Annotated in this window: 13 protein-coding genes; 11 read left to right on the forward strand and 2 right to left on the reverse strand. The window is 59.0% G+C overall.

Going from position 1 to position 12698, the window contains the following annotated elements:
- The first annotated feature begins 95 nt into the window (after positions 1 to 95).
- From FQ185_RS26980 to FQ185_RS26990, 3 genes are read left to right on the forward strand one after another with little or no spacing between them, the layout of a single operon-like run.
- A complete protein-coding gene (locus FQ185_RS26980; protein ID WP_149420120.1) occupies positions 96 to 881 on the forward strand; it encodes an outer membrane protein OmpK in 786 nt (261 codons plus the stop codon).
- Position 882: 1 nt separating this feature from the next.
- Entirely contained in the window at positions 883 to 1260 is a 378-nt protein-coding gene (locus FQ185_RS26985; RefSeq protein WP_149420121.1) for a hypothetical protein, read from the forward strand.
- The gene (locus FQ185_RS26990) at positions 1257 to 2042 is read left to right on the forward strand and encodes an outer membrane protein OmpK (RefSeq protein WP_149420122.1); all 786 of its coding nucleotides are present in this window, start codon (positions 1257 to 1259) and stop codon (positions 2040 to 2042) included. Before FQ185_RS26985 ends, FQ185_RS26990 begins: the two co-directional genes overlap by 4 nt.
- Before the next feature lie 109 nt (positions 2043 to 2151).
- Here FQ185_RS26990 and FQ185_RS26995 read toward each other — a convergent pair whose 3' ends face one another.
- Positions 2152 to 3324: a patatin-like phospholipase family protein gene (locus FQ185_RS26995; protein ID WP_149420123.1), complete on the reverse strand. Its 1173-nt coding sequence runs from the start codon at positions 3322 to 3324 to the stop codon at positions 2152 to 2154.
- Between the two features lie 35 nt (positions 3325 to 3359).
- Positions 3360 to 4292: a lipid A biosynthesis lauroyl acyltransferase gene (locus FQ185_RS27000; protein WP_149420124.1), complete on the reverse strand. Its 933-nt coding sequence runs from the start codon at positions 4290 to 4292 to the stop codon at positions 3360 to 3362.
- Between the two features lie 117 nt (positions 4293 to 4409).
- On the opposite strand from FQ185_RS27000, the gene minC reads away from it, so the two are divergent.
- The 8 genes from minC (at position 4410) to FQ185_RS27040 (ending at position 12665) form a co-directional block, all read left to right on the forward strand.
- Positions 4410 to 5147 (forward strand): septum site-determining protein MinC, encoded by a 738-nt coding sequence (minC, locus tag FQ185_RS27005; RefSeq protein ID WP_149420125.1) that lies wholly within the window; start codon positions 4410 to 4412, stop codon positions 5145 to 5147.
- A gap of 201 nt (positions 5148 to 5348) precedes the next feature.
- Positions 5349 to 6161: a septum site-determining protein MinD gene (gene minD / locus FQ185_RS27010; RefSeq protein WP_149420126.1), complete on the forward strand. Its 813-nt coding sequence runs from the start codon at positions 5349 to 5351 to the stop codon at positions 6159 to 6161.
- Complete coding sequence (gene minE / locus FQ185_RS27015; protein ID WP_007898843.1) at positions 6161 to 6415, forward strand: cell division topological specificity factor MinE; 255 nt, start codon at positions 6161 to 6163, stop codon at positions 6413 to 6415. The genes minD and minE overlap by 1 nt, the downstream gene beginning before the upstream one ends.
- A gap of 90 nt (positions 6416 to 6505) precedes the next feature.
- Positions 6506 to 7141 (forward strand): RluA family pseudouridine synthase, encoded by a 636-nt coding sequence (locus FQ185_RS27020; protein ID WP_030131660.1) that lies wholly within the window; start codon positions 6506 to 6508, stop codon positions 7139 to 7141.
- A 208-nt stretch (positions 7142 to 7349) separates the two neighbouring features.
- Positions 7350 to 8639, forward strand: coding sequence for a M18 family aminopeptidase (locus FQ185_RS27030; protein WP_149420128.1), 1290 nt, complete (start codon positions 7350 to 7352; stop codon positions 8637 to 8639).
- A 208-nt stretch (positions 8640 to 8847) separates the two neighbouring features.
- Positions 8848 to 9024: a hypothetical protein gene (locus FQ185_RS30290; RefSeq protein ID WP_178113610.1), complete on the forward strand. Its 177-nt coding sequence runs from the start codon at positions 8848 to 8850 to the stop codon at positions 9022 to 9024.
- 78 nt (positions 9025 to 9102) lie between these two features.
- Entirely contained in the window at positions 9103 to 11262 is a 2160-nt protein-coding gene (locus tag FQ185_RS27035; RefSeq protein ID WP_149420129.1) for a mechanosensitive ion channel family protein, read from the forward strand.
- A 65-nt stretch (positions 11263 to 11327) separates the two neighbouring features.
- On the forward strand, positions 11328 to 12665 hold the full coding sequence (locus tag FQ185_RS27040) for an amidohydrolase (RefSeq protein WP_149420130.1): 1338 nt from the start codon (positions 11328 to 11330) through the stop codon (positions 12663 to 12665).
- Positions 12666 to 12698: the final 33 nt, after the last annotated feature.

Below are 12698 nucleotides of genomic sequence, written 5' to 3' on the forward strand. Positions count from 1 at the left end.
AGTGATGTTGAAACCGATGACCCCTTCGCGAGCAGGCTCACTCCCACAGTGGAAACCCCTGCGCCTCAAACAATAAAAACAAGAGGGAGCAACAGATGATTCGGACACAAACCAACATGCTGTTAGGCGGTGGTCTATTGGCCGCCAGTCAGGCCATGGCCGGCGATTTACTGCTGTGGCAGACCAACAGCCTGAGCTATCTGTATGGCAAGGATTTCGCGGTCAACCCGTCGATCCAGCAGACGATAACCTTTGAGCACGCCGACCGCTGGAAGTACGGCGACAACTTCCTGTTCGTCGACAGCACCTACTACAACGGCGACAAAGACCGGAACAAGGGCGTTCACGCCTATTACGGCGAGTTCAGTCCGCGCCTCTCCTTCGGCAAAATCCTCGACCGCCGTTTCGAATTCGGCCCGATCAAGGATGTGTTGCTGGCCATGACCTACGAGAATGGCGAAGACGACACCGAGGCCTATCTGATCGGCCCCGGTTTCGACCTCGCAGTACCGGGCTTCAATTTTTTCACCTTGAACTTCTACTATCGCCAGACCGAAGGTTCGCGCCCCGGCGACGATGTCTGGCAGATCACGCCGGCCTGGTCCTACACCCTGCCATTGGGCAACTCGAACCTGTTGATCGACGGCTACATCGACTGGGTCGTGGATAACGACCAGAACTCACAGGGCACCTACCACGCCAACTTGCACGTGAACCCGCAGATCAAATATGACCTGGGCACGGCCTTGGGCTGGCGGGAGAAACAGGTGTACGTCGGCGTCGAATACAGCTACTGGAAAGACAAGTACGGCATCGAAAACAACGGCAACCTCGACACCAATGAAAACACCACCAGCCTGCTGGTGAAGGTGCATTTCTAAGATGGCCCGCAACCGTGCTTCAAACCTGTCGTCGATGCGCTGTTGCGGGGCACTTGAGACCTGGCCAAGGAGTCAGTATTCTCCGCGGCCGCCCGAATCTGGTCTAAAAAAAAGCCCGGATTTAATTCCTGACCAGAAAGCCAACTTATCCCGGCTCTGGACAGTACCAAGGCACTCCAAAACCCCTCTCAATCGACTGCTTTCGAGCAGCCGAACGGGAGTTTTTTTGTTTTTTAAAAGCCTTGGCGCAGCTCTTGCTAACAGCACTGAAGCTGACCGGTTGGATGATTTTTTACAGCTACAGAAAAAGGCGCCACACCAGAGCGCCGACCTTAAAAAAATAACGTGGAACACCTACTTTTTGGGAGCAACCGAATGAAACGTACGTGCACTAGCCTGATGCTGGCGGGATCCTTGCTGGCCGGGGGCCAGGCCATGGCCGGCGACTTGCTGCAATGGCAGAACAACAGCCTGACCTACCTGTATGGCAAGGACTTCCAGGTCAACCCGCGCATTCAGCAGACGGTGACCTTCGAACATGCCGATGGCTGGAAATATGGCGACAACTTCGTGTTCGTCGACAAGATCTTCTACAACGGCAAGGAAGATTCCTTCGCCGGTGAGAACACCTATTACGGTGAAATCAGCCCGCGCCTTTCGTTCGGCAAGATCTTCGATCAAAAACTCGCGTTCGGCCCGATCAAAGACGTGTTGCTGGCCATGACGTACGAGTTCGGTGAAGACGATACCGAGTCGTACCTGATCGGCCCTGCTTTTGACCTGGCGATCCCGGGCTTCGATTACTTCCAGCTGAACTTCTACAACCGTCATACCGAAGGCGACCGCCCCGGTGACAATATCTGGCAGGTCACGCCGGTCTGGTCCTACACCGTCCCGGTGGGTGATTCGAACATCCTGATCGACGGTTTCATGGACTGGGTGGTCGACAACGACGTCAACAAAAAAGGCGAATACCACGCCAACCTGCACTTCAATCCGCAGGTCAAATACGACTTGGGCAAGGCGCTGAACCTTGGCGAAAAGCAGTTGTACGTCGGCGTCGAGTATGACTACTGGAAAAACAAGTACGGCATCGAAGACAGCCAGGGTTTCAAGACTGATCAGAGCGTGACCAGCTTCCTGGTCAAGGTTCACTTCTGATCTGGCGGCGTCTGTAAGGACGCCATCGCGAGCAGGCTCGCTCCCACATTGAAATGCATTTCAACTGTGGGAGCGAGCCTGCTCGCGAATGGCCGCAACACAAAAAATCTCAAGCCGAAACCACAGTCTCCGCCAACCCGAGGAACCGGCATAGCTCCCCGCGCTTGGCCAATGCATCCCGCCGTCCCAGATCAATCAACTCGCTGCAATACCCCGCCTCGAACAGCAGATAACTCAATACCCCCGCCCCGCTCGTTTTGGTCGCCCCCGGCCCGCGCAGAAACAGGCGCAGCGCTGCTGGCAATTCCTGCCGGTGCCGCGCCGCAATTTCATCGATAGGCTGACTCGGCGAAATCACCAGTACTTCCACTGGCGCAACCCCAAGTGCACGGGTCGGCGTGCCATCGGGCAGCAGATGACTGAACTGATTCAGACGCTGCAGCAACTCGATGTCACTTTCCAGGCTGTCGATGAACGTACTGTTGAGCATGTGCCCGCCGATTTGCGCCAGGGTCGGCTGCTGACCGGTGTAAGCGCGTTGCAGCGGTTGTTCGGGGTCGACGCCGCGAGGGTTGCCGCTGACGCCCACCACCAAAACGCGGTTGGCACCCAGGTGCAGGGCCGGACTGATCGGTGCCGATTGGCGTACCGCGCCGTCGCCGAAATACTCCTCGCCGATTTTCACCGGAGCGAACAGCAATGGAATGGCGGAACTGGCGAGCAGATGTTCGACGCTTAATTGGGTCGGAACGCCAATACGTCGATGACGCAACCAGGCGTCGATAGCGCCGCCGCCCTGATAGAACGTGACGGCCTGACCGGACTCGTAACCGAACGCCGTGACCGCCACAGCCTGCAACTGTTTTTGAGCGATGGCCTCATCGATGCCGGTCATCTGCAGTTTGTCGTTGAGCAATCCGCGCAGCGGCGAACTGTTGAGCAAGGCCACCGGCACCTGAGCGCCAATGCCCAGCAAGCTGTGGCTGACGAAGCGACTGGCCTGATGGATAACGCCCGGCCAGTCGCTGCGCAACACCAGATGACTGCGAAAGCCCTGCCAGAAGGCTGTCAGACGCTCGATGGCGCCACGAAAATCCATCGCCCCACTGGCGAGGCTGACCGCGTTGATCGCGCCGGCCGAGGTGCCGACGATCACCGGGAACGGATTGCTGGAGCCCACCGGTAACAGCTCGGCAATCGCCGCCAGCACGCCTACCTGATAGGCCGCCCGAGCCCCGCCACCGGAAAGAATCAATCCTGTAACCGGTTCAGCAGAACTCATCGCAACACTCCATGGTGCTTAAAGGGATCAGTGATTCAACCGCGTTTTTTGTACAACTTCGGCTCGCCCGGCGGACGGCTTTTGAACCGGCGATGGGCCCAGAGGTATTGCTCCGGGCATTCGCGCAAGACGCCTTCGATCCATTGGTTGATCCGCAGGCAGTCCGCTTCTTCGCTATCGCCGGGGAAGTTCTCGAGCGGCGCGTGGATCATCAGACGATAGCCACTGCCGTCCGCCATGCGTTCTTGGGTGAACGGCACCACCAGCGCCTTGCCCAGTCGCGCAAATTTGCTGGTGGCAGTGACAGTAGCGGCCTGAATTCCGAACAGCGGCACGAAGATACTTTGCTTGGCGCCGTAGTCCTGATCCGGTGCGTACCAGATTGCCCGACCGGCTCGCAGCAGTTTGAGCATGCCGCGCACGTCTTCGCGCTCGATCGCCAGCGAGTCGAGGTTATGCCGCTCGCGGCCACTGCGCTGGATGTAATCGAACAGCGGGTTCTTGTGCTCGCGGTACATGCCGTCGATGGTGTGCTGCTGACCGAGCAACGCCGCGCCGATTTCCAGCGTGGTGAAATGCACGGCCATCAAAATTACACCCTTGCCGTCGCGCTGGGCCTTTTTCAGATGCTCCAGCCCCTCGACATGGGCGAGCTTGGCCAGACGCTCGCGCGCCCACCACCAGCTCATGGCCATTTCGAAGAAAGCGATGCCGGTGGAGGCGAAGTTTTCCTTTAGCAGCCGCTTGCGCTCGGCAGCGGATTTTTCAGGGAAACACAGTTCAAGATTGCGTTTGGCAATGCGCCGTCGGTCGCCCGCTACCCGGTACATCAATGCACCCAGCAGTCGACCGATAAACAGCAACGCCGGATATGGCAACTGAACAATCAGCCACAACAGCCCCAAGCCACACCACAGCGGCCAGAAACGCGGAGAAAGAAATGCTGTTCGAAAACGCGGGCGATCCATTAAAGGTTCCGGAAAGACAATGGCCGCGCATTCTACATCGTTCGACCCGGCTTGCGGCTTGCGGGCGTTCTCGTTATAAGTCTCGGCACTTTTAGTGACAAGCCGTTGTATGCCGACATGAGCCAAACCGAACCGCTAGACCAAGATCCCGTGTTCCAGCTGAAGGGCAGCATGCTCGCCATTACGGTGCTGGAACTGGCCCGCAACGACCTCGACAACCTCGATCGTCAACTGGCCGCCAAGGTCGCCCAGGCGCCTAACTTCTTCAGTAACGCGCCGCTGGTGCTGGCCCTGGACAAACTTCCGGCCAGCGAAGGCGCAGTCGACCTGCCAGGCCTGATGCGCGTTTGCCGCCAGCATGGTCTGCGCACCCTGGCGATCCGTGCCAGCCGAATTGAAGACATCGCCGCGGCGATCGCCGTCGACCTGCCGGTGCTGCCGCCGTCGGGCGCGCGGGAACGTCCGCTGGACCTGCACGAAGGCGAGGTGAAGAAAAAACCGGAAAAACCGCCTGAGCCGACCATTAAACCGACCAAGATCATCACGTCGCCAGTACGTGGTGGCCAGCAGATTTATGCGCAGGGTTGCGATCTGGTGGTGATCTCCTCGGTCAGCCCGGGGGCGGAACTTCTGGCCGATGGGAACATCCATGTATACGGCCCGATGCGCGGTCGTGTGTTGGCCGGCGTCAAAGGCGACACGAAAGCCAGGATTTTCTGTCAGCAGATGAGCGCTGAACTGGTCTCTATCGCAGGGCATTACAAGGTTTCCGAAGATCTGCGTCGCGACCCCTTGTGGGGCGCGGGTGTACAGGTCAGCTTGTCGGGCGATGTGTTGAACATCATTCGCCTTTAACGGATACTGCCGCATTTTCCAAGCATCTCTAAAACGTAGCGAAAACGGCTCAAACGAAGTAGGAAAAAGGCAAAAAGCAGTGTTTACCGGGGGTAAGCGCCGCTCAGAACCGGCTTCCAGCCAAGGCTGTCCGACTGCAGTAGTTTTTCAAGAGATGTTTTTCAGGGGCTAAATGTCCTTTTTCCTTAGGGGTGAAACACCTTGGCCAAGATTCTCGTGGTTACATCCGGCAAGGGTGGTGTGGGTAAGACCACCACCAGCGCCGCTATCGGTACCGGCCTCGCTCTGCGTGGCCACAAAACAGTCATCGTCGACTTCGACGTCGGTTTGCGTAACCTCGACCTGATCATGGGTTGCGAGCGTCGCGTGGTGTATGACTTCGTCAATGTTGTGAACGGCGAAGCGAACCTGCAGCAAGCCCTGATCAAAGACAAGCGCCTGGAAAACCTCTACGTACTGGCCGCCAGTCAGACCCGCGACAAAGACGCGCTGACTGTCGAAGGCGTGGAAAAAGTGTTGATGGCGCTGAAAGAAGACTTCGAATTCGTGGTCTGCGATTCGCCGGCGGGCATCGAGAAAGGCGCCCACCTGGCCATGTACTTCGCCGACGAAGCGATCATCGTGACCAACCCGGAAGTGTCTTCGGTTCGTGACTCGGACCGCATGCTGGGCCTGCTGGCCAGCAAATCGCGCCGCGCTGAAAAAGGCGAAGAAGCGATCAAGGAACACTTGCTGCTGACCCGCTACAACCCGCAACGCGTCAGTGACGGCGAAATGCTTGGCGTCGAAGACGTCAAGGAAATCCTGGCAGTCGCCCTGTTGGGTGTCATTCCGGAATCCCAAGCGGTACTTAAAGCTTCCAACTCGGGCGTACCCGTGATTCTCGACGACCAGAGCGATGCCGGTCAGGCATACAGCGATGCAGTCGATCGTCTGCTGGGCAAAACCGTGGAGCATCGTTTCCTCGATGTGACGAAGAAGGGCTTCTTCGAGCGCCTGTTTGGAGGTAGATAATGAATCTTTTCGACTTCTTTCGTGCCAGCAAAAAAGTCAGCACCGCGTCGGTAGCGAAAGAGCGTCTACAGATCATTGTGGCGCATGAACGCGGCCAACGCAGTACGCCGGACTACCTGCCAGCCTTGCAGAAGGAACTGGTCGAGGTGATCCGCAAGTACGTCAATATCGGGTCCGATGACGTGCACGTCGCTCTTGAAAACCAGGGCAGTTGCTCGATTCTGGAACTCAATATCACCCTGCCAGATCGCTAGTCGACTCGGCTGGAGCCACGGCGGCTCAGGGCCCTTCTGCCACTGGAAGGGTTCTGAGCCGCCGTTGGCGTTTGTTACGAGGCTGTTTTAATGCCGCTGTCCAACATCCGCATCATCCATCAGGACGCCGCCGTACTCGTGGTGGATAAACCGACCCTGTTGCTCTCCGTCCCTGGCCGGGCCGACGACAACAAGGACTGCCTGATCACCCGCCTGCAAGAAAACGGCTACCCGGAAGCGCGAATCGTCCATCGACTGGATTGGGAGACCTCCGGCATCATCCTGCTGGCTCGTGACCCGGACACTCATCGCGAGCTGTCTCGGCAATTTCACGACCGCGAAACCGAAAAGGCCTACACCGCCCTGTGCTGGGGTCAGCCGGAACTGGATAGCGGCAGCATCGATCTGCCATTACGCTACGATCCGCCGACCAAGCCACGCCACGTGGTGGACCATGAATTCGGCAAACATGCGCTGACCTTCTGGCGTGTGCTGGAGCGTTGCGGCGACTGGTGCCGCGTTGAACTGACGCCGATCACCGGCCGCTCCCATCAGTTGCGCGTGCACATGCTGTCCATCGGCCACCCGTTGCTGGGTGACGGGCTCTATGCCCATGAGCAAGCACTGGCTGCCTGGCCACGACTGTGCCTGCACGCCAGCATGCTCAGCTTCACCCATCCCCAGACCGGTGAACGTTTGCGTTTCGAGTGCCCGGCACCGTTCTAGGCGGAACACACATAACCTGTGGGAGCGGGCTTGCCCGCGATAGCGGTGTATCAGCCAACATTAATGTTGAATGTGAGTCTGCTATCGCGAGCAAGCTCCCACAGGGGATCTTTTCCGGACATTATCTCGGGGGCAACCTCAGCCCCAGTCCACCGCCAATTCTGTGGCCAATACGGTAAACTTGCGCCATTGCTGTCTGGAGTTTTTTATGCGCGAAGAGTTGAACCAAGGCCTGATCGACTTCCTCAAGGCCTCCCCTACCCCGTTCCATGCCACTGCCAGCCTTGTTCAGCGGCTGGAAGCGGCGGGCTATCAACGCCTCGACGAGCGCGAGCCGTGGACCACCGAAGCCAATGGTCGCTATTACGTCACCCGCAACGATTCATCCATCGTTGCGTTCAAGATGGGCCGTCACTCACCGCTGCACGGCGGCATTCGTTTGGTCGGCGCCCATACCGATAGCCCGTGCCTGCGGGTCAAGCCCCAGCCGGAACTGCAACGCCAGGGTTTTTGGCAACTGGGCGTCGAAGTCTATGGCGGCGCACTGCTGGCGCCGTGGTTCGACCGTGACCTGTCCCTGGCCGGCCGCGTGACCTTCCGCCGTGACGGCAAGGTCGAAAGCCAGTTGATCGATTTCAAGGCGCCGATCGCCACGATTCCGAACCTGGCCATCCACCTCAACCGTGAAGCCAACATGGGTTGGGCGATCAATGCCCAGACCGAACTGCCGCCGATCCTCGCGCAATTTGCCGGTGACGAGCGCGTAGATTTCCGCGCCGTGCTCACCGACCAGCTCGCCCGCGAACACGGCTTGAACGCCGACGTGGTGCTCGATTACGAGCTGAGTTTCTACGATACCCAAAGCGCTGCAGTCATCGGCCTGCATGGCGATTTCATCGCCGGTGCGCGCCTGGACAATTTGTTGTCGTGCTACGCCGGCCTGCAAGCGTTGCTAACCACCGAAACCGACGAAACCTGCGTGCTGGTATGCAACGATCACGAAGAAGTCGGTTCCTGTTCGGCTTGCGGTGCCGATGGCCCGATGCTCGAACAAACGCTGCGTCGCCTGTTGCCCGAAGGTGATGAATTCGTACGGACCATTCAGAAATCCCTGCTGGTCTCGGCGGACAACGCCCACGGCGTGCACCCCAACTACGCCGACAAGCACGACGCCAACCACGGCCCGAAACTCAACGCCGGCCCGGTCATCAAGGTCAACAGCAATCAGCGCTACGCCACCAACAGCGAAACCGCCGGGTTCTTCCGCCATCTGTGCATGGCCGAAGAAGTGCCGGTGCAGAGCTTCGTGGTACGCAGCGACATGGGCTGCGGCTCGACCATCGGCCCGATCACCGCCAGCCACCTGGGCGTGCGCACCGTGGACATCGGCTTACCGACATTCGCCATGCACTCGATCCGCGAGCTGTGTGGCAGCCATGACCTGGCACACCTGGTCAAAGTGCTGAGCGCGTTTTACACCTGCCGCGAGTTGCCGTAGTTCCTGAAGAGCATCGTCGGATCGCCGCCCGGAGCAAGCCCACTCCCACAGGTTAATGCGAAACCCTGTGGGAGCGGGCTTGCCCGCGATGGCGTCAGTTCCAGCAACACAAATTTTATGATTGCGGTGATTCATTTCTGATACACCTCACCACCGGTCGCCCAAAAGTCACCTAGACTTACGTTACCCCTACGACAAGGCAGTCGCCATGATCTCGATGTCCTCGTTTCACGCCATGCTGATCCCCATTCTCGCCGGGATGATCATGCTGGCTATCGGCTTCAATTTTCGTGACAAGAACGCCGGTGTGTTCGCGATGTGGGTCGGTATGCTGATGATCCTTGCCACCGTGGTGTTCAAGATCCTCGCCAAACTCAACGAATAAATCCTCAGCCCTGGCTCGCATTGATTTTGACGGGCTCGTACACTCGATCGATCCGCTCATCCCGAGGTTGACCGCCTAGTGTTCGCTCGTCTTCTTACCCTGCCGTGCTTCTTCCTTACCTGCCTCATGATGATGCTGCTGCCGATGCCGCCTGCCCAGGCGGCCGGCCTGCCGAGCTTGCTCAACGGCTCAGCGAAAACCCAGCCGGAAGCGCAGGAACCCTTGGGGCAATCCCTGGATGAAGTGATCAAGTCGCTGGAAAACGATCAGCAACGCACCCAACTGCTGGCAGACTTGAAGAGGCTGCGCGACGTCACCAAAAAAGCCCAGCCGATCGCCGAACAAGGTGTGCTGGGTCTGATTGGCGGCACGCTGGCCAATTTCGAAAAGCAGTTTTCCGGCGCCGACAGCCCTATCACGCGCTGGTCCAATGAATTCGATCTGGCCAAGGATGAACTGTCGGCACTGGTGCTGCCGGCCAATGAATGGCTGCCGATCATCTTTGCTTTCGCCATGATTCTGATGGTCTGGAGCCTGCTGGCGGCCGCGCTGATCTGGCTCGGCCACCGGGTACGGATGCGCTTCGGCCTGACCGAAGAACTGCCGCAACACCCCAAAGCTCTGGACATGCTGCGCTTTGCCCTGCGCAAACTCGGGCCGTGGCTGATTGCCTTGGTGATCACGGTCTACATGAGCTATGCCCTGCCCTCGTCATTGGGCAAAAGCCTGGCCATGGTGCTGGCTTATGCGTTGGTGGTCGGCACCTGTTTTTCGGCAATCTGCGTGATTGCCTTTTCCGTGCTCGACGGCCCGCACCGCCACCGCGCCTTGTATATCCTGCGGCATCAGGCCTTTCGACCGTTGTGGCTGATCGGCAGTTTCGCAGCCTTCGGTGAAGCCCTGAGCGATCCGCGACTGGTCACCAGCCTCGGCAGTCACCTTGCTCATTCCGCGTCGACTTTCGCCAACGTGCTGGCGGCGATCTCGACGGGGTTGTTCATCCTGCGCTTCCGTCGCCCCATCGCACACTTGATCCGCAATCAACCCCTGTCACGTCGCCTGACTCGCCGGGCCCTGAGCGACACCATCGATATTCTCGGCACCTTCTGGTATTTGCCGGCGCTGGTGCTGGTGTGCATTTCGCTGTTCGCGACATTCATTTCGGCGGGCGATACCAGCACCGCATTACGCCAGTCGCTGATCTGCACGGTGCTGTTGGTGTTGTGCATGGTCATCAATGGTCTGGTGCGTCGGCACTCGCTCAAACCACAACGCAGCGTGAAACGCCACGCGCTGTATTCAGATCGCCTGAAAAGCTTCTGCTACACCCTCGCCCATCTGTTTGTGTGGCTGGTGTTCATTGAGCTCGGCCTGCGGGTCTGGGGCATGTCGCTGATCCGCTTCACCGAAGGCGAGGGCCATGAAGTCAGCGTCAAACTGTTCAGCCTCGGCGGCACGCTGATTTTTGCCTGGCTGATCTGGATCCTCAGCGACACCGTCGTGCACCACGCCCTCACTCGCTCGCGCAAAGGCCTGGCCAACGCTCGCGCGCAGACGATGATGCCGCTGATCCGCAACGTGTTGTTCGTGGCCATTTTCATCATCGCGCTGATCGTCGCCCTGGCGAACATGGGCATGAACGTGACGCCGCTGCTGGCCGGTGCCGGCGTGATCGGCCTGGCCATCGGTTTCGGTGCGCAGTCGCTGGTCGCCGACCTGATCACCGGGCTGTTCATCATCATCGAAGACTCCCTGGCCATCGACGACTACGTGGACGTCGGCGGTCACCTGGGCACCGTCGAAGGGCTGACGATCCGTACTGTGCGCCTGCGGGACATCGACGGCATCGTCCACACCATTCCGTTCAGCGAAATCAAGAGCATCAAGAACTATTCCCGGGAATTCGGCTACGCAATCTTCCGGGTGGCAGTGCCTTACAACATGGAAATAGATGAAGCGATCAAACTGATGCGCGAAGTCGGCCAGAAGATGCGCACAGATCCATTGCAACGCCGCAATATCTGGTCGCCACTGGAGATTCAGGGGGTGGAAAGTTTCGAATCCGGCAGTGCGATTCTTCGCGCCCGGTTCAAGACTGCTCCGATCAAACAGTGGGAAGTTTCCCGAGCGTTCAATCTGTCCCTCAAGCGGCATCTGGATGAGGCCGGACTCGACCTGGCCACACCACGCATGAGTGTGCAGGTGATCACGGCCGGCGGTGGGCCGCAGAAGGAATAGCACGATCGACGGCCCCTTTGGTCACAGGCACTGAAACCTGAAAATAATAGTCATGGAGAAAACCGATGCAGCTGACCCGCATTGCACAGACTTGCTTGCTCACCCTGTTCGGCGCACTGGCCGGCCACGCCAGCGCGGACACCCTGGAAGGCGCCCGCACGCACATTGCCGAACAGGCCAAAGCCCTCGAGCCCGAGCTGCTGGAAACCCGTCGCGATATCCACGCCCATCCGGAACTGGGCAACACCGAAAAGCGCACCTCGGAACGGGTCGCCAAGCAGCTGCGAGCCATGGGCCTGGAAGTAAAAACCGGAGTCGCCCGCACCGGTGTGGTCGCGGTATTGAAAGGCGCCCTGCCCGGTCCGACCGTAGCCTTGCGCGCCGACATGGATGCGCTGCCCGTCAAGGAAGTTTCGGACCTGCCCTTCGCCTCGAAAGCCAAAGGCACCTACCTCGATAAAGAAGTTGATGTGATGCATGCCTGCGGTCACGACGCCCACACCGCGATCCTGCTCAGCACGGCGAAAATTCTTACGGGTATGCGCGACACCTTGCCCGGCACCGTGGTGTTCTACTTCCAGCCCGCCGAAGAAGGCCCAAGCGATTTCATCCCCGATGGAAAAAACACCTGGGGCGCGAAAATGATGATCCAGGAAGGCGTGATGAAGTCACCGAAACCGGACGCGGTGTTCGGTCTGCACGTCTGGGCCGGCGTTCCCGCGGGCCAGATCGCCTACCGCCCGGGACCTACCCTGGCCAGCTCCGACGACCTGCGGATCAAAATCCTCGGCAAACAAACCCACGCCGGCCGGCCTTGGGACGGCATCGACCCGATCACTGTCGGCGCGCAAACCATCGTCGGCCTGCAAACCGTGGTCAGCCGCCGCACCGACATTTCGTCCTTTCCGTCAGTGGTCAGCATCGGCACCATCAATGGCGGCACTCGCTACAACATCATTCCCGAGTCGGTGGACATGAGCGGCACCATCCGCTCCTACGATTACGGCATCCGCCAGAAACTGCATGCCGACGTGCGCCAGACCGTGGAGAAAATTGCCGAAAGCGGCGGTGCGAAAGCCGAAGTGACCATCATCGAGAAATACGACCCGACGATTAACAACCCGGCGCTGACCGAGAAAATGTTGCCGACGTTGCGCTGGGCGGCGAAGGACGATGTGGTGCAGGGGCCGTTGGTGGGTGGCGCGGAGGACTTTTCGTTCTACGCCAAGGAAGCGCCGGGGTTGTTTGTGTTTTTGGGGGTGACGCCGCGAGATCAGGACATGAGCAAGGCTGCGCCGAATCATAATCCGGGGTTCTTTGTGGATGAGTCGGCGTTGGTGGTTGGGGTGAGGACGTTGGCGTCGTTGGCTACCGATTACCTGTATACCAATGCCAAACCCTGAGATTTTAGTTGCCTGTCAGGGCCTCATCGCGGC

The organism is Pseudomonas sp. ANT_H12B, assembly GCF_008369325.1.
Lineage (GTDB): Bacteria > Pseudomonadota > Gammaproteobacteria > Pseudomonadales > Pseudomonadaceae > Aquipseudomonas.